The sequence below is a fragment of the Streptomyces sp. NPDC041713 genome (genome assembly GCF_055591085.1).
In genome coordinates, this window is record NZ_JBVIZY010000005.1 from 253,498 (window position 1) to 272,832 (window position 19,335).

20 protein-coding genes are annotated in these 19,335 nt (G+C 71.9%); 11 read left to right on the top strand and 9 right to left on the bottom strand.

All coding sequences use genetic code 11. From position 1 onward, the window contains the following. Nucleotides 1–8: 8 nt before the first annotated feature. The gene (locus tag ACZ6CV_RS17575; protein WP_469251665.1) at nt 9–1,007 is read right to left on the bottom strand and encodes a sigma-70 family RNA polymerase sigma factor; all 999 of its coding nucleotides are present in this window, start codon (nt 1,005–1,007) and stop codon (nt 9–11) included. Between the two features lie 184 nt (nt 1,008–1,191). On the opposite strand from ACZ6CV_RS17575, the gene ACZ6CV_RS17580 reads away from it, so the two are divergent. Both ACZ6CV_RS17580 and ACZ6CV_RS17585 read left to right on the top strand, forming a co-directional pair. Continuing rightward, on the top strand, nt 1,192–1,734 hold the full coding sequence (locus ACZ6CV_RS17580; RefSeq protein ID WP_469251666.1) for a GNAT family N-acetyltransferase: 543 nt from the start codon (nt 1,192–1,194) through the stop codon (nt 1,732–1,734). Nucleotides 1,735–1,814: 80 nt separating this feature from the next. Next, nucleotides 1,815–2,867 carry a questin oxidase family protein gene (locus ACZ6CV_RS17585; RefSeq protein ID WP_469251667.1) on the top strand — a complete coding sequence of 351 codons (1,053 nt, stop codon included), beginning with the start codon at nt 1,815–1,817 and terminating at the stop codon, nt 2,865–2,867. A gap of 208 nt (nt 2,868–3,075) precedes the next feature. Here ACZ6CV_RS17585 and ACZ6CV_RS17590 read toward each other — a convergent pair whose 3' ends face one another. Then, nucleotides 3,076–3,846: a dioxygenase family protein gene (locus tag ACZ6CV_RS17590; RefSeq protein ID WP_469251668.1), complete on the bottom strand. Its 771-nt coding sequence runs from the start codon at nt 3,844–3,846 to the stop codon at nt 3,076–3,078. 142 nt (nt 3,847–3,988) lie between these two features. Here ACZ6CV_RS17590 and ACZ6CV_RS17595 point away from each other — a divergent pair, with 142 nt between their 5' ends. Further along, entirely contained in the window at nt 3,989–4,504 is a 516-nt protein-coding gene (locus ACZ6CV_RS17595; protein ID WP_469251669.1) for a MarR family winged helix-turn-helix transcriptional regulator, read from the top strand. Between the two features lie 19 nt (nt 4,505–4,523). Here ACZ6CV_RS17595 and ACZ6CV_RS17600 read toward each other — a convergent pair whose 3' ends face one another. Next, the gene (locus tag ACZ6CV_RS17600) at nt 4,524–6,047 is read right to left on the bottom strand and encodes an MFS transporter (RefSeq protein WP_469251670.1); all 1,524 of its coding nucleotides are present in this window, start codon (nt 6,045–6,047) and stop codon (nt 4,524–4,526) included. An 82-nt stretch (nt 6,048–6,129) separates the two neighbouring features. Next, entirely contained in the window at nt 6,130–6,786 is a 657-nt protein-coding gene (locus ACZ6CV_RS17605; protein ID WP_469251672.1) for a TetR/AcrR family transcriptional regulator, read from the bottom strand. A 284-nt stretch (nt 6,787–7,070) separates the two neighbouring features. Between ACZ6CV_RS17605 and ACZ6CV_RS17610 the strand changes: the two genes are divergently transcribed. After that, on the top strand, nt 7,071–8,342 hold the full coding sequence (locus ACZ6CV_RS17610) for a M6 family metalloprotease domain-containing protein (protein ID WP_469251673.1): 1,272 nt from the start codon (nt 7,071–7,073) through the stop codon (nt 8,340–8,342). Here ACZ6CV_RS17610 and rho read toward each other — a convergent pair. Next, nucleotides 8,329–9,477 carry a transcription termination factor Rho gene (gene rho, locus ACZ6CV_RS17615; protein WP_469251674.1) on the bottom strand — a complete coding sequence of 383 codons (1,149 nt, stop codon included), beginning with the start codon at nt 9,475–9,477 and terminating at the stop codon, nt 8,329–8,331. The genes ACZ6CV_RS17610 and rho overlap by 14 nt on opposite strands. Before the next feature lie 298 nt (nt 9,478–9,775). Here rho and ACZ6CV_RS17620 point away from each other — a divergent pair, with 298 nt between their 5' ends. From ACZ6CV_RS17620 to ACZ6CV_RS17635, 4 genes are all read left to right on the top strand, one after another. Beyond that, complete coding sequence (locus ACZ6CV_RS17620; RefSeq protein WP_469251675.1) at nt 9,776–10,591, top strand: 2,3-dihydro-2,3-dihydroxybenzoate dehydrogenase; 816 nt, start codon at nt 9,776–9,778, stop codon at nt 10,589–10,591. A gap of 389 nt (nt 10,592–10,980) precedes the next feature. Beyond that, nucleotides 10,981–12,129 carry an isochorismate synthase DhbC gene (dhbC, locus tag ACZ6CV_RS17625; protein WP_469252012.1) on the top strand — a complete coding sequence of 383 codons (1,149 nt, stop codon included), beginning with the start codon at nt 10,981–10,983 and terminating at the stop codon, nt 12,127–12,129. Continuing rightward, complete coding sequence (locus tag ACZ6CV_RS17630) at nt 12,126–13,865, top strand: (2,3-dihydroxybenzoyl)adenylate synthase (protein ID WP_469251676.1); 1,740 nt, start codon at nt 12,126–12,128, stop codon at nt 13,863–13,865. Before dhbC ends, ACZ6CV_RS17630 begins: the two co-directional genes overlap by 4 nt. Before the next feature lie 23 nt (nt 13,866–13,888). After that, nucleotides 13,889–14,524: an isochorismatase family protein gene (locus tag ACZ6CV_RS17635; RefSeq protein ID WP_469251677.1), complete on the top strand. Its 636-nt coding sequence runs from the start codon at nt 13,889–13,891 to the stop codon at nt 14,522–14,524. Between the two features lie 72 nt (nt 14,525–14,596). On the opposite strand, the gene ACZ6CV_RS17640 is transcribed toward ACZ6CV_RS17635, so the two are convergent. Continuing rightward, nucleotides 14,597–15,106: a MarR family winged helix-turn-helix transcriptional regulator gene (locus tag ACZ6CV_RS17640; RefSeq protein ID WP_469252013.1), complete on the bottom strand. Its 510-nt coding sequence runs from the start codon at nt 15,104–15,106 to the stop codon at nt 14,597–14,599. Nucleotides 15,107–15,255: 149 nt separating this feature from the next. Between ACZ6CV_RS17640 and ACZ6CV_RS17645 the strand changes: the two genes are divergently transcribed. Then, nucleotides 15,256–15,669, top strand: coding sequence for an organic hydroperoxide resistance protein (locus ACZ6CV_RS17645; RefSeq protein ID WP_355807573.1), 414 nt, complete (start codon nt 15,256–15,258; stop codon nt 15,667–15,669). A gap of 57 nt (nt 15,670–15,726) precedes the next feature. Here ACZ6CV_RS17645 and ACZ6CV_RS17650 read toward each other — a convergent pair whose 3' ends face one another. Then, nucleotides 15,727–16,035 (bottom strand): helix-turn-helix domain-containing protein, encoded by a 309-nt coding sequence (locus tag ACZ6CV_RS17650; RefSeq protein WP_362372752.1) that lies wholly within the window; start codon nt 16,033–16,035, stop codon nt 15,727–15,729. Nucleotides 16,036–16,164: 129 nt separating this feature from the next. Here ACZ6CV_RS17650 and map point away from each other — a divergent pair, with 129 nt between their 5' ends. Next, a complete protein-coding gene (map, locus tag ACZ6CV_RS17655; RefSeq protein WP_469251678.1) occupies nt 16,165–16,992 on the top strand; it encodes a type I methionyl aminopeptidase in 828 nt (275 codons plus the stop codon). 104 nt (nt 16,993–17,096) lie between these two features. Beyond that, nucleotides 17,097–17,882, top strand: coding sequence for an SAM-dependent methyltransferase (locus ACZ6CV_RS17660; protein ID WP_469251679.1), 786 nt, complete (start codon nt 17,097–17,099; stop codon nt 17,880–17,882). A 15-nt stretch (nt 17,883–17,897) separates the two neighbouring features. Here the strand turns inward: ACZ6CV_RS17660 and ACZ6CV_RS17665 are convergent, their stop codons facing one another. Continuing rightward, nucleotides 17,898–18,212 carry a hypothetical protein gene (locus tag ACZ6CV_RS17665; protein WP_469251680.1) on the bottom strand — a complete coding sequence of 105 codons (315 nt, stop codon included), beginning with the start codon at nt 18,210–18,212 and terminating at the stop codon, nt 17,898–17,900. Between the two features lie 96 nt (nt 18,213–18,308). Further along, nucleotides 18,309–19,331: a guanitoxin biosynthesis L-enduracididine beta-hydroxylase GntD gene (gene gntD / locus ACZ6CV_RS17670; protein WP_469251681.1), complete on the bottom strand. Its 1,023-nt coding sequence runs from the start codon at nt 19,329–19,331 to the stop codon at nt 18,309–18,311. Nucleotides 19,332–19,335 lie beyond the last annotated feature (4 nt).

Sequence of the window (19,335 nt, forward strand, 5' to 3'; positions counted from 1 at the left end):
CCGGCCGCCTAGGCCGCCGCGTCGAACCCCGTGTCCCGCGCCAACTTCTTCAGCTCGAGCAGCGCGTGCTTCTCTATCTGGCGGATCCGCTCACGGGTCAGGCCGTGCTCCTTGCCGACCTCCGTCAGCGTCCGCTCGCGGCCGTCCTCGATGCCGTACCGCATCTTGATGATGGAGGCCGTGCGCTGGTCGAGGCGGCCGAGGAGGCCGTCGAGCTCCTCGCTGCGCAGCAGCGACAGGACGGACTGCTCGGGCGAGACGGCGGAGGTGTCCTCCAGGAGGTCGCCGAACTGGGTGTCGCCGTCGTCGTCCACGCCCATGTTCAGCGAGACCGGGTCGCGCGCCCAGTCCAGGACGTCCGTGACGCGCTCGGGCGTCGAGGACAGCTCCGCGGCGATCTCCGCGGGCTCCGGGTCCCGGCCGTTCTCCCTGTTGAACTCGCGCTGCACGCGGCGGATCCGGCCCAGCTCCTCGACCAGGTGGACGGGGAGGCGGATGGTGCGGGACTGGTCGGCGATGGAGCGGGTGATGGCCTGGCGGATCCACCAGGTGGCATAGGTGGAGAACTTGAAGCCCTTGGCGTAGTCGAACTTCTCGACCGCGCGCACCAGGCCGGCGTTGCCCTCCTGGATCAGGTCCAGCAGGGGCAGGCCGCTGCGCGGATAGCGGCGGGCGACCGCGACGACCAGACGGAGGTTCGACCGGATGAAGACGTCCTTGGCCCGCTCGCCGTCGGCGACCAGCGCCTCCAGCTCCTCGCGGTCCGCGGTCACCTTGCTGTCCTCGACCTCGCCGGCCAGGATCTTCCCCGCGTACACCCCCGCCTCGATGACCTGGGAGAGCTCCACTTCCTTGGCTGCGTCCAACAGTGGCGTACGCGCGATCTCGTCGAGGTACATGCCGACCAGGTCGCGGTCGGCGATCTCCCCGCCTACGGCGCGAACACTGCGTGCCGCGTCGGTCTCGCCGGAGGCGGACTTACGACGGGCGACGGCACGGGTTGCCATGCGTGCTCCCTTGCGATCTATGGGGTTCCTGGTCGGCCCACTGGTGGGGCCTCTGTGGTGGATGGCACACCCTCGGGTGCCCGGCATCCGATGGAAACAACGACTGGAATCAGGACAGAATTCCCAAGCCGCGCATCTTTTTTCCTGACGGTGCAGTACCCTGTGGCGCCACATGGGAGGCCAGATGCCGTCGGACAGCACGGAGGTGCAGGTCAGGCCGGGCGATGAGGCCGACCTCGAAGCCCTGACGGACCTCTACAACCACTACGTGCGTGAGACGGCCGTCACCTTCGACACCGTCGTCTTCCGTCCGGAAGAGCGCCGCCCTTGGCTGCTCTCCCACCCCAAAGACGGCCCGCACCGTCTCTTGGTTGCTCAGGGGCCGGATTCCGGTCTCCGCCCCTCTCGGGTGCTCGGTTACGCGACGAGTAGTCCTCTCCGTCCGAAGTCCGCGTACGCCACCTCCGTGGAGGTCAGCGTGTACTGCGCCCCCGACGCCGCGGGCCGGGGCATCGGCACCCTCCTCTACCGGGCCCTTTTCGACGCCCTGGCGGGCGAGGACCTGCACCGCGCGTACGCGGGCATCGCCCTGCCGAACGAGGCCTCGGTCCGCCTGCACGAGCGCTTCGGCTTCCGGCACATCGGCACGTACGGGGAAGTGGGCAGGAAGTTCGGGCGGTACTGGGACGTCGCCTGGTACGAGCGGCCGCTCGGTCCGGGGACCTAGGTCGTGCGCCCCGTCAGGATGCCGGTTTCTCGGACCCGCGCCCGATACGTGCGACCGCCCGGGGCGCCTACCGTCCCCGCATGACCGACACCACAGGCACCCTCGACGAAGCTCTGCAGCGGCTGCACACCTCCGGGCCCGAGCGGCTGGGGCGGCTCACCAACCACGCGCCGATGGCCGTCGAGGCGCTCGCCGCGCGCGGGCAGGGCGGCGCCGTCCACCGGTGGCTCGATCTCTACGCCCCGAAGCTGGAGGACTTCCCCGCCTCGCTCGAGCCGGTCACCGACGCCGGCTGGCGGGCCGCGCTGGGTGATCCGCGCCGGGCCGCGGACTGGATCGCGTACTTCCGCCGGAAGCTGGCGGCGGAGCCGTGGCGTGACGTGCTCGCCACGTGGTGGCCCCGGCTGCTGCCCGGTCTGTACGGGGGGTCCACGCATCCGGTGATTCGGGTGGGGCACGCGGTGCGGGCCCTGGGGGCGGGTGGCCCGGAGCGGGACGGGGGTGGTCCGGCGCGGGGTGACATCGCCGAGCCGCGGCTCGCCGAGCTCGCGCATGGGCTCGGCTACTGGGCCGCCCGGCACCGGCCGCTCGGCGCCCTCACCCCGTTGCCGGGGGCCCTCAGCGCGGCCGACGCGCTGGAGGCGGTGCCGCCCATCGCCGAACGCGCGGCCGGCAGCTTTCCCGAGCGGCTCGGCCGGGTGAACGCGCTGCCGCGGTGGGGCTCCGCGGTGACGGACCCCGAGGAGGCGCGGCGGCTGCTCACCGAGCTCGTCCGGGCGGCCACGCACCGGTACGCCACGCACGGTCATGGCGAGGAGACGATGCTGGTGCACGCGGCGACGGCGCCCAACGCCGTGCTCCGCGTGCTTCCCGCGTTGCCGCGCGGGTTGTGGGTGCCGAGCCTGCGGGCGGCTTGGACGGCGTCGGCTGCCGTCACCGCCATGTACGCGCCGGATGAGGCCGTCGCGTACGAGCCCTCTGGTGACCTCGTCGCCGAGGAGGTCTTCGAGCGGGCGCTCGCCCATGGGGACGAGCACGTGATCAAGTTCGCGGACACGGCGTTGGACGTGGGGGATCAGTGGGCGCTGGGGGCGGCCCTGCGGGCGGTCGAGCTCAGCGTGCCGCTCCGCTGAGGGTGGCGGTTCTTCGTCTGGGGGGTGGTGTGGGGCTGGTCGCGCAGTTCCCCGCGCCCCTGGCGCGCCCGAGTTGCCCGGCGAGTTCATCCCCCTGCCCCACCAGGTGGTTTTTCGTCTGCGGGCCGTGTGGGGCTGGGCGCGCAGTTCCCCGCGCCCCTTAGCGGCACCACAGCGCCCGGCGAGGTCATCCGGCCCTCGCGAGCCCTCAGCCGAACTGCACCGATCTCTTCGCCAAGCCCATCCAAAAGCCGTCGATCACGCTGTGCTGGGTGGTCAGGTCGCCCGTCGCGGCCGCCGCGCCGAGGGTGACGAAGAGGGGGGCGAAGTGTTCCGTGCGCGGGTGGGCCAGGTGGCCCGCCGGGGACGTGTGGCCGAAGTCGAGGAGGGCGTCGACGTCGCCCGACTCCAGGGCCTCGTGGCCCCACGCGTCGAACTCCGCCGACCAGGCGGGGACGCCGCCCTGCCGCAGCGCGGCCAAGTTGTGCGTGAAGAAGCCGCTGCCCACGATCAGCACGCCCTCGTCCCGCAGCGGGGCCAGCCTGCGGCCGATGTCCATGAGGCGGCGCGGGTCGAGGGTCGGCAGCGACATCTGGAGCACCGGGACGTCCGCGTCCGGGTACATCTCCACCAGCGGGACGTACGCGCCATGGTCGAGCCCGCGGTCCGGCATGTCCTGTACGGGCGTGCCGGGCGCGCGCAGCAACTTCCGTACGGAGGCGGCGAGTCCGGGCGCGCCGGGCGCCGCGTACGTCACCTCGTAGTAGCGCTCGGGAAAGCCCCAGAAGTCGTACACGAGGGGCAGCGTCTCGGTGGCGGACAGCGCGAGGGGGGCCTCCTCCCAGTGGGCGGAGACCATCAGGATCGCGCGGGGCCGCGGCAGCCGCGCCGACCAGGCGGCCAGTTCGCCGGGCCACACCGGGTCGTCGGCGAGCGGCGGGGCCCCGTGGCTGAGGTACAGGGCAGGCATGCGGGTCATCGCGCACCTCATCCTCTGGCGTGAAGTCTCGCGTGGAGACCTGCGGGCGTTACCTGCTTACTTGAAGTCTCAAGCAGCTTCACGGGCAACCGTACGCCTGGTTTGTTCAATGTTCAAGGACAGGCCTCGTACAGTGGGGTACATGGATACGGCAGCGACCTCTTCCCCGGCCGACGAGCCGCGCTGGCTGAACGGCGACGAGCAGCGCGTCTGGCGGGCCTACCTCCAGGCGACCACGCTTCTCGACGACGCCCTCGACCGGCAGTTGCAGCGCGACGCGGGCATGCCGCACATGTACTACGGCATATTGGTCCAGTTGTCCGACGCCTCCCGGCGGCGGCTTCGGATGACCGAACTGGCCAAGATCATGAAGATCACCCGGTCCCGTCTCTCGCACGCGGTCGCCCGCCTGGAGAAGAGCGGCTGGGTCCGGCGCGAGGACTGCCCCTCGGACAAGCGCGGCCAGCTGGCGATCCTCACCGACGAGGGGTTCGAGGTGCTGCGCAGGACCGCGCCCGGCCACGTCACCGCCGTCCGCCGGGCCCTCTTCGACCGGCTCACCCCGGAACAGCAGAAGTCCCTCGGCGAGATCATGACGATCGTCGCCGAGGGACTTCAGCCGAAGGAGGCCGGGGCGGACCTCCCCTGGCTCCGCTAGGTGCTGTTCACGAACCGGGTCAGTGCGCCAGCACCGGCACCTTCACCTCGTCCTCGACGCCGTCCTGCGACGAGGCCGAGGCGTTGCCGCCCTGGGCGCCGGTGGTGATGAACGTCGCGGCGATCAGCGCGGAGACCGCGAGGATGCCGACCGCCCACCAGATGGCGCTGGTGTAGCCCTCGACCATGGCCTGCGCCTGGAGGAGCCGGGGGTTGGAGGCGGCCAGGGACGCGTGGTCCGTGAGGTACGCGGTGGTCGCCGACGCGGCGATGGTGTTCAGCAGGGCCGTGCCGATGGCGCCGCCGACCTGCTGCGAGGTGTTGACCATCGCGGAGGCGACACCCGCGTCACGGGCCTGGACGCCGTGCGTGGCCAGGGACATCGCCGGCATGAACGCCGTACCCATGCCCAGGCCCAGCATCAGCTGCGCGGGCAGGATCAGACCGGCGTACGAGGTGCCGATCTCCAGCTGCGTCAGGAGCAGCATGCCGAGGGCGGCGAGCAGGAAGCCCGGGGCCATCAGGAGCCGCGGCGGGACGCGGGTCATCAGGCGGGCGCCGATCTGCGTGGAGCCCGTGATCATGCCGACGATCATCGGCAGGAAGGCGAAGCCGGTCTTGACCGGCGAGAAGCCCTTGACGATCTGCAGGTAGTACGTGAGGAACAGGAACAGGCCGAACATCGCGATGACCGCGAGACCGAGCGACAGGTAGACGCCGCCGCGGTTGCGCTCGGTCAGGACGCGCAGCGGCAGCAGCGGCGACTTGACCTTGGCCTCGGTGAGGACGAACGCGGCGAGCAGCACGGCCGACGCGACGAACATGGTGATGGTCACGGAGTCCGACCAGCCGGCGGACTCGGCGCGGGTGAAGCCGTAGACCAGCGAGACCAGGCCGAGGGTGGAGAGGACGACGCCGGGGATGTCGAGCGGCGAGCGGTTGCGGCCGCCGGCCGGCTCACGGATGACGAAGTACGCGCCCAGGGCGGCGATCACCGCGAACGGGATGTTCACGAAGAAGGTCCAGCGCCAGTTCAGGTACTCGGTGAGGAAGCCGCCGAGGATCAGGCCGACGGCGCCGCCGCCACCGGCGATCGCGCCGTAGATGCCGAAGGCCTTGGCGCGCTCCTTGGCGTCGGTGAACATCACCGCGAGCAGCGAGAGGGCGGCGGGCGCGAGCAGCGCGCCGAAGACGCCCTGCAGGGCGCGGGCGCCCAGCATCATGGCCTCGCCGGTCGCGGCGCCGCCGAGCGCGGAGGCCGCGGCGAAGCCGATGAGGCCGGTCACGAAGGTGCGCTTGCGGCCCCACAGGTCGGCGATGCGGCCGCCGAAGAGCAGCAGACCGCCGAAGGCGAGCGCATAGGCCGTGATGACCCACTGGCGGTTGCCGTCGGATATGCCGAGATCCTGCTGGGCGGAGGGCAGCGCGATGTTCACGATGGTCGCGTCGAGCACGACCATCAGCTGCGCGAGAGCGATGAAGACGAGCGCTCTCCAGCGGTTGGCGTCGGGCCCGGTGCCGGGCTTGAGGGCGGTTTCGGACATGGGAGTAGCCACCTAGCGGTACGGAGTGGTGAAGAACGAACGACGTACGGGATGAAGCGGGTGAGAGGCGGGATCGGGCGGGTCAGTCCTGCCGGAGGCCCCGCAGGGTCGCCGCCTCCCCCGGGAGGTCGGAGCGGGCGGGCGCCATCAGGCCGTCGAGGAACAGCTGCAGATGGCGGTGGATGAAACGGTCCATGCTCGGGCAGGCCGTGCCGGGCAGGGGCCGGGTGAGCTGGGAGAGGGCGACCATCAGGTCTCCGACGGCGATGTCGGTGCGCAGCTGCCCGGCCGCGCGGGCCCGCTCCATGAGGTCTTCGATGGACCGCTCCAACTGTTCGCGGGCATCGAGGAGTTCGGGGTGGAAGGGGTCGAATTCGGGCGAGAGGATCGGGCACATGGCGCCGATCCGCTCCTCGGCCGCGGCGTGCACGAAGGTGCGCAGCGCGCCGTACGCGGCGCCCTCGTCGGCATCCGCCGTGGCGATGCCCTGTTCGGCGAGGGCCGTGACGCGCTCCATCACCGTGCGGACGACCTGGCGGACCAGTTCGCCGCGGTCGGCGAAGTGACGGTAGACCGTGGCGTTGCCGACGCCGGCCCGGCGCGCGACCTCGTCGAGGGGTACGTCGGCTCCGTACTCCACGAACATCTCGCGCGCCGCGGCGACGATCCGCTCCCGGTTGCGCAGGGCGTCGGCCCGCGGGCGGGTGGCGCGGCGCTGCGGCTCGGTGGCGGTGTCCACGGCTGCTCCTCGGTCGGTGGGTCTTCGTCCGGGGCCCCGCTGGGCCCCGGCTCCGGCGATCCGGGGAGTGCTTCCCCGTTTCGCGCGGACACAGGTCTAAACGGGGAGACAGTCCCCGGATATTTCCCGTCACCCACCTGGATCCATGTGGTCTGCGTCACACCTGCTCCGGCGAGAAACCCACGATCGGTCGCACCCAGCGAGCGCACGCGCACCCCCCGGCAGAGGGTGATCGGACAGGGTGCAGCCAGGACCGGCGGCTGCCGCGGAGCGGAAGGCCACGCATGCAGCAGCCGACCTGGCGACACATACGCAGCGCCGCCCTCGCCTCCCTCTCGGCCTTCGCCCTCGCGCTCACCACGTCGGCGAGCACCGGCCGCCTGATGGAGAAGTCGCCCAGCGCGGCAGGACCGGTCGCCCTGACCCGCGGCGCCACGCTCGCCCCCTGCATGATCAGCGGCGCGATGGGCGTGCAGATGTCGGAGGGCGTGCCCACATCGCCCGGCTACGCCCGCTCCACCGGCACCGTCCGGGCCCTGAACCTCATGATCGACTTCTCCGACGCACAGGGCGAGGGCAGCGCCCTCGACCGGCTCGCGGAGTTCTTCCCGCAGACGTCGAAGTGGTTCAAAACCAGTTCGTACGGGCGCCTCGACTACCGCCCCGAAGCCCCGATCAAGCACTGGCTGCGGATGCCCAAGAGCTTCGCGAAGTACGGCATAGAGCGCGGCGCCCCCTTCGACCCCGGCTACCGCACGCTCGTCGAGGACATCGTGGCGACCGCCGACCCGGACGTGGACTTCCGCTCGTACGACCTCGTGAACATATTGATCACCCCGAACGCGGGCCCCTCCGCCCTCGACACCGTCCTGTCGGTGACCTTCGCGGGCAACCACGAGGCTCCCGTCGCGGACGGCGTCCCCGTCTCCAACGCGTCGTTCGTCTACAGCCGCCAGGACGACGGCTCGGGCAGCTACGGCGAGACGGGATACCGCGTCCTGCCGCACGAGAACGGCCACGTCTTCGGCCTGCCCGACCTCTACACCCAGGAGGGCGGCGGCGCGGCGGGGCACTGGGACATCATGAGCGAGGACTGGGGGGCCAACAACGACCTGGTGGCCTGGCACAAGTGGAAGCTGGGCTGGCTCGACGACGACCAGGTCAGCTGCGCCGCGAGCTCCGGCACCACCGAGCACGTGCTGTCCCCGCTGTCCCGCACCGGCGGCACGAAGCTGGCGTTCGCCCCGCTGGACGAGAAGGCGGGGTTCGCGATCGAGGCCCGCACCGAGGGCGGCAACGACGAGGCGGTGTGCAAGCCGGGCGTCCTGGTCTACCGGGTGGACGCGGAGGTCGACACCGGCCACGGCCCGATCACGGTCTCGGACTCCAAGCCCGACAGCGGCGGCTGCACGCACCGCCCCAACGTGCACGCGGAGCTGTCCGACGCGACCTACGGCGTCGGCGAGACCTTCACCGACCGCAAGACGGGGATCCGGGTGACGGTGGCGGGCGTGAACGACGACGGCGATTACCGCGTGCACGTCACGCGGCCGTAGCGTCCGCCCGGACGTGCGCCCCCGGCACGGTCTGGCGCACCTGACGCAGGAACGCCGCGTTGCTCGGGGTCTTCGCGAGCTGTTCGAGCAGCGCCTCCAGGGAGCCTTGCCCGTCCCGGCCGCGCAGGGCCCGGCGCAGCCCGCGCATGGCGGTCAACTCCTCGCCGGGCACGAGCAGTTCCTCGCGGCGGGTGCCGGAAGGGGTGACGTCGACGGCGGGGAAGACGCGGCGCTGTGCGATGGAGCGGTCGAGCCACAGCTCCATGTTGCCGGTGCTCTTCAGCTCCTCGAAGTAGTAGTCGTCGGCGCGTGATCCGGTCTCCACGAGCGCCGTCGCGAGCAGGGTGAGGGAGCCGCCCTCCTCGGCGAGCCGGGCGGCGCCGAAGAGCCGCTTGGGCCCCTGCACGGCCGAGGCGTCGACGCCGCCGCTGAGGGTGCGGCCGCCGCTGGAGGCCGCGTTGTTGTACGCGCGGCACAGCCGCGTCAGCGAGTCGAAGAGCATGACGACGTCCCGCCCGTCCTCGACCATGCGCCGGGCGCGCTCGACGGCGAGTTCGGCGAGGGCGATGTGTTCCTTGGCGGGCCGGTCGAAGGTGGAGGCGAGCACCTCGCCGCGGACCGAGCGCCGCATGTCGGTGACCTCCTCGGGCCGTTCGTCGAGGAGGACGACCATGAGGTGGCACTCGGGGTGGTTGCGGGCGACGGCGGCGGCGATCTGCTGGAGCAGCACGGTCTTGCCGGTGTGCGGCGGGGCGACGATCAGCCCGCGCTGCCCCTTGCCGAGGGGCGCGACGAGATCGACGAGCCGCCCGGCGACGGGCCCGCCGGGCAGCTCCAGGTGGAGCCGTTCGCGGGGATGCAGCGGGGTGAGGTCCGCGAAGCGGGGCCGGCCGCGCAGGGCGCCGACCGCCCGCCCGTTGACCCGCTCGGCCCCGGCGAGCACGCGCGGCCGCCCGCAGACGCCTTCGACGAAGTCGCCGGTGCGCAGCCCGAGTTGCCGGATGACGGCGGCGGGTACCTGCACGTCATGGGCTCGGGGCAGGCAGTCGGCTCCCCGGAGGAACCCCCGCCCGTCGCGCCCGACGTCGAGAACTCCCGTACAGGCGACGGAAGTTACAGATTCAGTGATGGTCATGAGAGGTGTGCCCTTTCGCGGACAGGCGGGCCCGGCGCGGGGCGGCACATGACCACGCCCCGCAACAACGGACGAAAAGAGAACTGCGTTTCAACAGCAGAGGAAAAAGGACCGAAGCGATGGTCCGAAAGACCCCGACAGAGGCCGGGAGGTACGGGCGCCCGAGACGGGGCGTACACACGTACCACTCGCAAGGTAACACAGGGACCCGCAGAAGACCCCCGCCCTTACCCGCCGACAACGACCCACCAAATCGGTAAGTTAGGTTAGGCTCACCTAACAAGTTGGGAGAGGCACCATGCCCGAGCACATACCGAACGCGTCACCCACCGACGAGTTCGCCGGGCGCACGGCGCTGGTGACCGGCGCGGGCCAGGGCATAGGCGCGGCGGTCGCCGCCGCCCTGGCGGCACGGGGCGCACACGTCATCGCCACCGACCGCGAAGCGCCCGGCATCGACGAACTCGCCCACGCCACAAGCGAGTCGACCGGCACGGTCACGCCCCGAGTCATGGACGTAACCGAGGCGACCACCGTGACCAACACCGTCACCGACATCGTCCGCGCCCACGGCGCCCTGGACCTATTGGTGAACGTGGCGGGCATCCTCCGCAGCTCCCCCGCGCTCGAACTGACCGACGCCGACTGGGCCGACACCTTCGCGGTGAACGCCACCGGCGTCTTCCACACCTCCCGCGCGGCCGCGGCACACATGACGGCACGCGGCTCCGGCTGCATCATCACCGTGGGCTCCAACGCCGCGGGCATCCCCCGCACGGGCATGGCCGCGTACGCCGCGTCCAAAGCGGCGGCGACGGCCTTCACCAAGTGCCTCGGCCTGGAGATCGCCCGCACCGGTGTGCGCTGCAACGTCGTGGCCCCCGGCACCACGGACACCGCGATGCAGCGCGCCCTCTGGCCCGACGCCACGTCCCCCGAGCCCCCGCCCGGCGTCCTGGACGGCGACCTCATGACGTACCGCACGGGCATCCCCCTGGGCCGCATAGCCACCCCCCAGGACATAGCCGAAGCGGTCCTGTTCCTGGCGTCGGACCGCGCCCGCCACATCACACTCCAGGAGCTGTACGTGGACGGCGGAGCAACCCTGCGCTGAAAAAAGCAGAGCCGCCCCACGGCCCGGCACCCGCGTACGAGACGGGAGGGGACGTGGGGGTATGTGCGCACGGAGCACCGAGCGCACGGTGGCCTCGTTGTCCACGAGGCGTGGCGAGCAGTGGATAGCGAGTACGCACATACCCCCGCGGCCCCGCACCCAAAAACGAACCCAAGGCACAACGGCCGCACCCGCCCCCAGAGGCAAACGCCACCCACACCACTCCGCACCGCACCGCACCGCACCGCACCGCACCGCACCGCACCCAGACCTACACCCGAACCCCTGTCCCCCACCCAAGAATTGGAGCCCCCGTGCCGACCGCACCCGAGGTCGCCCCACCCGCCAAGACCCCCGAGCACCCGCACCCGCACCCGCACCCCCACCCCGTGGCAGGCGCAGCCACCGCACTCCTGGCCGCCTACACCCCGACCGCCCACTTCCTCGGCACCCCCACCCGCACCCTGCTCACCACCGGCGTACACGCCCACGTCCCGCACGACGAGAGACCGTTGCCGCACCGCGTCACCGCCACCCTGACCGCCGCACACCGCGCCGGAGTCGCGGACCCGTACGTCATCGGCGCGATCCCCTTCGACCCCACCGCCCCCGCCGCCCTCACCGTCCCCGAAACGTCGCACACCGCGCCCCCACTCGCCGCGGACCCCTTGATCGCCCTGCCGACGGAGACACCGGACGCGACCGGCTGGCGCATCCGCCCGGTCCCCGCCCCGGAGGAGTACCGCGCGGGCGTGGCCGCCGCGGTGGACCGCATGTGGCGCGGCGACTTCAGCAAGGTCGTCCTCGCCCGCACCCTCGAACTCACCGCGCCCGCCCCGCTCGACCTCCCCGCGATGCTCCAGCGCCTGGCCCGCCGCGACCCGGCCGGCTACGTCTTCGCGCTGCCCACGGCCCCGGGCCGCACCCTCATCGGCGCCAGCCCCGAGCTCCTCGTCTCGCGCCGCGGCCACACGATCGTGGCGAACCCGCTCGCCGGCTCGGCACCCCGCAGCGCCGACCTCGCCGAGGACGTGCGCAGGGCGGCCGCCCTCCTGGAGTCGGCCAAGGACCTGCACGAGCACGCGGTCGTGGTGGACGGCGTGCACCAGGCGCTGGCCGCCCACTGCACGGAGCTGACCGTGCCGGCCCGCCCCACCCTCGTCCGCACCGCGACGATGTGGCACCTGTCGACGACGGTGACCGGCACGCTCACCGACCCGGCCGTGTCCGCGCTGGAACTGGCCTGCGCCCTGCACCCCACCCCCGCGGTGTGCGGCACGCCGACGGCGACCGCGCGGGAGGTGATCCGCGCGACGGAACCGTTCGACCGCGGCTTCTTCACGGGTGTCGTCGGCTGGGGCGACGCGCAGGGGGACGGCGAGTGGGTGGTGACGATCCGCTGCGCGGAGGCCGGGGAGCGGAGTCTGCGGCTGTACGCGGGCGCGGGCGTGGTCGCCGCGTCGGACCCGGCGGCGGAGACGGCGGAGACGGGCGCGAAGTTCCGTACGTTCCTGAACGCGGTGGGAGCGACCCTGTGAACGCGTACACCCCCAAAAAGCTCACCCACCCCCAGGCCCCCACTCACCCCGAAGCCCCCACCTGGCCCGAGGAGTTCGCGTCCCGTTACCGCGCCGCGGGCTGGTGGCGCGGCGAGACCTTCGGCGAGATGCTGCGCGAGCGCGCGGCCGACCACCCCGACCGCGTGGCGATCGTGGACCCGGCGGGCCCGGCGCCACGCCGCTGGACCTACGCCGAGCTCGACGACCGGGCCGACCGCCTGGCGGCGGGCCTGCTGGCCCGAGGCATCGCCAAGGGCGACAAGGTGGTCGTCCAACTGCCCAACATCGCCGAGTTCTTCGAGACCGTCTTCGCCCTGTTCCGCATCGGGGCGCTCCCGGTCTTCGCGCTGCCCGCGCACCGCGAGACGGAGATCCGCTACTTCTGCGCGTTCACGGAGGCCGCGGCGTACGTCATCCCACAGGAACTCGGCGGCTTCGACTACCGGGGGCTCGCGGCGAAGCTCGTGGACGAAGTCCCCACGCTGCGGCACGTGTTCGTGGCCGACGGCGACCCGGGACCGTTCGAGGCGCTGTCGGACGTCACCGCCGAACCGGCCCCCATCACGGATCCCCCCGCCCCCTTTGACCTGGCGTTCCTCCAGCTCTCCGGCGGCAGCACGGGCGTACCGAAACTGATCCCGCGCACCCACGACGACTACCTCTACTCGGTGCGCGGCTCGAACGAGATCTGCGGGGTCGACGAGGACAGCGTCTACCTCGTGGCCCTGCCCGCCGGGCACAACTTCCCGCTGTCGTCGCCGGGTTCGCTGGGCGTGCTGTACGCGGGCGCCCGCGTCGTGCTCTGCCCGCGGCCGGGCCCCGAGGCCGCCTTCCCCCTCATCGAGGCCGAGGGCGTCACCCTCACGGGCCTGGTCCCGCCGCTCGCCCTGCTCTGGACGGAGGCGGCGCCCACCACCCCGTACGACCTGAGCAGCCTGGAGGTCCTCCTGGTGGGCGGCGCGAAGTTCAGCGAGGAGGCGGCGCGCCGGGTGAAGCCGGCGCTGGGCTGCACGCTGCAGCAGGTCTTCGGCATGGCGGAGGGCCTGGTCAACTACACGCGCCTGGACGACGACACGGAGACGATCGTCACCACGCAGGGCCGCCCGATCTCGCCGGACGACGAGATCCGCGTCGTCGACGACGAGGACAACGACGTGCCGACGGGCGGGACGGGCCATCTGCTCACCCGCGGCCCGTACACGATCCGCGGCTACTGGAAGGCGCCCGAGCACAACGCGCGTTCCTTCACGGCGGACGGCTTCTACCGTACGGGCGATGTCGTACGCCGTACCGGGACCGGCCATCTCGTCGTCGAGGGACGGGCCAAGGACCAGATCAACCGGGGCGGCGAGAAGATCGCGGCCGAGGAGGTGGAGAACCACCTCCTCGCCCACCCGTCCGTGCACGACGCCAACGTGGTCGCCGAGCCCGACCCGTACCTGGGCGAGCGGACGTGCGCGTACGTGATCCTGCGCGCGGACGCGGCGCCGCTGAAGCCGGTCGCGGTCAAGAAGTTCGTACGCGAACGGGGCCTGGCCTCCTACAAGGTGCCGGACCGGGTGGAGTTCGTGACGGCGTTCCCGCAGACGGGGGTCGGCAAGATCTCGAAGAAGGACCTGCGCGCGGCGTCGGCCCGCACCCCCGCGTCCGCCGCGCCTCCCCCGTCCACCCCGTCCCCGTACTCCTCCCCCTCCTCCCCCGCCCCATCGGCCTGACCGGAACGGAACACCCCACCACCATGGCCCTGCCCGCCATCACGCCCTATCCGATGCCGTCGGCCGACGCGCTGCCGGCGAACCGCGTCGACTGGACGGTCGACCCGTCCCGCGCCGTCCTCCTCGTACACGATCTGCAGAACTACTTCCTCTCCGCGTACGACCGGACGGCCTCCCCCGTACCCGAACTCCTCGCCAATGTGGCGGAGTTGAAGCGGTCGGCGGCCCAACTCGGCGTGCCGGTCCTGCACACCGCACAGCCGGGCGGCCAGACCCCCGCCGAGCGCGGACTCCAGCAGGACTTCTGGGGTTCCGGGCTGCCCGACGACGCGCACGCGGCGGCCATCGCGGCCGAGATCGGCCCGACGCCCGCCGAGACGGTCCTCACCAAGTGGAAGTACAGCGGCTTCGTCCGCACGGACCTGCTGGAGCGGATGCGCGAACAGGGCCGCGACCAGCTGGTCGTCACCGGCGTCTACGCCCACATCGGCGTGCTGATGACGGCGTGCGACGCGTGGATGCAGGACATCGAGGCGTTCGTCGTGGCCGACGCGGTGGCGGACTTCTCGGCGGACGACCACGCGATGGCGCTGCGCTGGGCGGCGGGGAAGTGCGCGGTGGTGACGACGACGGGGGCGGTGTTCGGGGCGGGGATGTAGGGCCAGGGCGTAGGGCGGGGCGCACGCCGGGGGGCGGTCGACATCCGCCCTCCCTCGACAGACCCCACGCGGTCAGCCCCCGCAGGCGCCCGACACTCGCCCCGCCCGAATTCCGGCGCCGGAGCCCGCGGCGTCGAGGGCGTCGGTCAGCGCGTCGAGCCGGGCGCGCAGATCCCTGACCTCCGCCAGCGAAAGCCCCGTGGCCTCGGCGATGGCGCGGGGCACGGCCCGCGCCTTCTCGCGGAGCGCGACCCCGTCATCGGTGAGCCGGACGGTCACGGACCGCTCGTCCTCCGGGCTCCGCCGCCGCTCCACGTGGCCGGCCGCCTCCAGGCGCTTGAGCAGCGGCGAGAGCGTGCCGGAGTCGAGCCGCAGCCGCTCCCCGATCTTCTTGACGGGGAGCTCGCCGTGCTCCCAGAGCACGAGCATCACCAGGTACTGCGGGTAGGTGAGCCCCAGATCCTTCAGCGCGGTGCGGTAGACGCCGTTGAAGGCGCGGGTGGCCGCGTGCAGCGAGAAGCAGATCTGCTCGTCGAGCCGCAGAAAGTCCTGCTCGTCCCGTACGCCGCCCCTGTCGCCCATGTCGTCCCTGCCTGACCCGGCCTGTGCCTTCTCCATGCGGCCAGGCTACCTCGACGCCCCATTGAGTTGTGCACAACTGAATTGCGTGCTCTACTTCTCGTACGCAACACACACCGACGTACGCAGCACAGAACGAGGAGAGGGACACCATGGACGCGCTGTACACCGCCGTGGCCACCGCCAACGGGCGCGAGGGCCGTGCCGTCAGCTCCGACGGCCAGATCGACCTGCGACTCGGCTTCCCCGTGGCCCTGGGCGGCGACGGCCAGGGCACCAACCCCGAGCAGCTCTTCGCCGCCGGGTACGCCGCGTGCTTCGCGAGCGCGATGGGCAACGTCGCCCGTCAGGAGAAGATCGACGTCACGGACGTGTCGGTGACCGCCGAGGTCAGCATCGGCAAGGACACCGACGGCGGCTTCGGCCTCGCCGTGGTCATGCGGGCCGAGCTCCCGGACCACCTGCAGGGCCCCGCGGGCGAGGAGCTCCTGCGCAAGACGCACGCGTTCTGCCCCTACTCGAAGGCGACCCGCGGCAACATCCCGGTGGAGCTCGTCATCGAATAGCGGGCGTCACGGGTCACGGAGTCACGGAGTACGGGGTCACGGGCGCGAGCCCGCGGGTCACGACGCCTCGCTCAGCGCCAGGCCCGACCCGGCCCCGAGCCCCGGCCCGGCGCCCTCGTCCGGAGCGACGCGCCAGACGCGGGCCAGCTCGGAGAGCGGTACGCCGAGCACCTCGCTGAGACGGACGACGGTGCCGAAGGCCGGCGTGGGCAGCCGGCCGGTCTCGATCTTGCGGAGGGTCTCCGGCGAGATCCCGGCCGCGAGGGCCACGTCGACGGGGCTGCGCCCGGCCCGGGCGGCACGCAGCGCGGCCCCGAGGCGTCGGCCCGCCTCGATCTGTTCGGGGGCGAGCGGGTGGCGAACCATGCGGACAGGGTAGGGGCGCCCGTGTTCGACCGGCAACCGCCCAGCCCCCCGACACTCCCTGGTATAAATATACCGGCCAGCAGCCGACCAAGCATGGCCGGACGCCACCTCGGGGAACAGAGGACCGCAGTGATCGAACACAAGTCGCCCAGGGACATCGAGCGCATGCACGTGACCGGCCGGTTCGTCGGCCAGGTCCTGGAGGAGCTCGGCGACCTCGCCGCGGTGGGGGTCGACCTGATGGACCTGGAGCACCACGCGCGCCGCCGCATCGAGGAGCGCGGCGCGGTGTCCTGCTACTGGGACTACGCCCCGTCGTTCGGCAAGGGCCCCTTCCGCAACGTGGTGTGCCTGTCGGTCAACGACGCGGTGCTGCACGGCCTGCCGCACCCGTACAAGCTGCGCGACGGCGATGTGCTGACCATGGACATGGCCGTGACCATCGACGGCTGGTCGGCGGACTCGGCCCACACCGTCATCGTCGGCACGCCGGCGGCGGAGGACGTCCGGCTGATCGAGGCGACGGAGGTCGCCCTGGACTCCGCGATCCGGGTCGCCCGCCCCGGCAACCGCATCGGCGACATCTCGGCGGCGATCGGCGCGGTGGCCGCGGAGTACGGCTACCGGGTCAACCTGGAGTTCGGCGGCCACGGCATCGGCCGCACCATGCACGAGGACCTGCACATCCCCAACGACGGCCGCCCCGACCGGGGTTGGAAGCTCCGGGCGGGCCTCACGATCGCGATCGAGCCCTGGTTCGCCCGCGGCACGGACAAGATCGTGTACGACCCGGACGGCTGGACCATCCGCTCCGCCGACGGCTCCCGCACCGCCCACTCGGAGCACACGGTCGCAGTCACGGAGGACGCCCCGCTGATCCTGACGACCCGCCCGCGCCGCCTCGCGGAGGAACAGGCAACGACCACCGCCCCCAACTCCCGTACACCGTCGTCCTGAAGCACGACAATGACGGGGCCCGCGCGAGGACCGTACGAGGGACGTACGGGCCGTGTGGGGAGAGGACTGGGGACGAAGTGACTGGGAACGAGCGCCCGTCGGACGTGTCGGACAGGCTGAACACCGGGATCGCCCACAACGCGCGGGTGTGGAACTACTGGATCGGCGGCAAGGACCACTACGAGGTCGACCAGCAGGTCGGTGACCAGGTCGCCACGATGTTCCCGGTGATCCGGGACGTCGCGCGGGCGGACCGCGAGTTCCTCGGCCGCGCGGTCCGCTTCCTGACCGCGGAGCGCGGGGTGCGCCAGTTCCTGGACATCGGCACGGGGCTGCCGACCCTGGACAACACCCATGAGATAGCGCAGCGGGTCGCCCCGGAGTCCCGCATCGTCTACGTCGACAACGACCCCATCGTCCTCGTCCACGCCCGCAGTCTGCTGGTCGGCACCCCGCAGGGGGCGACGGACTACATCGACGCCGACATCCGCCGCCCGGACGACGTCATCGCGAGCGCCTCGTCGACGCTGGACCTCGAACGCCCCGTGGCGGTCATGCTGTTGGGCATCCTCAACTTCGTCACGGACACGGACGAGGCACGGGAGATCGTGCGCCGCTTCATGGCCGCGGTCCCGTCCGGCAGCTTCCTCGTCCTGACCCATCCGACCACGGACGCCGACCTCGACGGCGAGGGCAACGTGGAGGCCATGCGCTTCTGGAACGAGAACGCAACCCCGCCGATCACCGCCCGCACCCGCACGGAGATCGCCGCGTTCTTCGAGGGCCTGGACCTCCTGACGCCGGGCCTGGTCTCCTGCGCACACTGGCGCCCCGACGACGGTGCCGCCCCGACGCTCCCCCAGTTCGGGGCCGTGGCGAGGAAACCCTGAGGCCCGCGAGGACCCCTAGTCCCGGTCGTCGTCGAAGTCCGCGGGGTCCTGCCCGTAGGAATCGTCGTCCGCGGGCAGCGGCGGGAGCACCATGTCCCGCTGCAGGGGCCCCGGGTCCTGCTGGCGCTGGTAGCGGTGCATGCGGACCCGCAGGTGCATCTTCCGCTCCTGCACCCTCAGCCGGCGCCGCTCCCGCCGTCCGGCGTCGTCGTCGTCCAACTCCTGGATGAGGCGCCGGTTCTCGAAGTAGTCACGCTCCTGGCCGGCCACGTCCTCCCCGGGCGAGGGGGCGTCCTCGTGGTCACCGTCGTCATCCGAGTGGGCTGTCATACGGCTCACAGTAGTGGCTGCCCCCCAAGCCCACATGTGGTGTCCGCCACTGCGGCCGTGCCGCGGTGGCGGCCGCGTGGGCCGCCACCGCCGGGGTCAGACGACAAGGCGTCCCGCGGCGGACTCCCGCGCGGAGCGTGACCTGCGCAGGTCACGGGTGACCACGGCCTTCTGCAGCCAGCGGTCGGTGCCGTCGTACCGTGCCGTGAACGCCCGACGGCCGTGCACGGCAAGGTAGTTGTCGACGACCAGCAGGTTGCCCGCTTCGACCACCACGTCCTGCTGCGCGCGCTCCAGCTCCGTCACCAGCTCCTTGAGCGCCCGCTCCGCCTCGGCGTCACCGTCGACGCAGCGCATGAAGAACGGGTCGATGCGCAGGTACGGGGATTCCGCGGCGCCGAAGAGCACGGCGACCGGCTTGGGGTCGTCCCGCATCGCACGCACCCGCAGCAGCCCGGGGTCGTTGGGCCGCTGGACGGCGAGCTGACGCAGGTGCTCGTCGTCGGGCAGGATGTAGAACCGCTGCTCGGACAGCACCTGCCGGGCGTCCGCCGACAGCTCCACGTCCCGGACCGAGGCCAGGGTCGTCGGCACCCGGTCGTGGTTGCGGACACCGAAGAGGGCCAGATAGTCACAGCGGTAGGGGTGGAACGCGTCCTCGGTGTGCCATTCGAGGAGCACATCGCTGCCGTGCCCGCTCTGCTCGCCCTCCTCGCCGGCGATGGGCAGCACGTTCTGGATCAGCCGCCCGGACTGCAGGGTGGGCCAGCTGAACACTTCGCCGAGGCACTCGCCCATCAGCGCGAGGAAGAGTTCCTCCCTGCGGGTGCGGCCCGCGGCGGCGGCCTCGGCCCAGTTGCGGGGCGTCGGGCCGACGGCGTCGTCGTCGACGCCGAAGCCGCGCAGCATGAAGGCGGCGGCCGCGTCGTTGCGCCGGAACTCCTCCAGGAACCGGCGCAGTCCGGCCGGTACCCGCGCCACCAGCTCCCAGGCATTGTCGTAGAACGCCGGGTCGCCCGGATCGTTCCGTGCCACGTTCGGTTCGTCGAGCAACTGGTGCAGGGAGGATATTTCCTCGGTGGACAGGTCGTAGCACAGAATGCCGTGGTACTGACTCATTTAC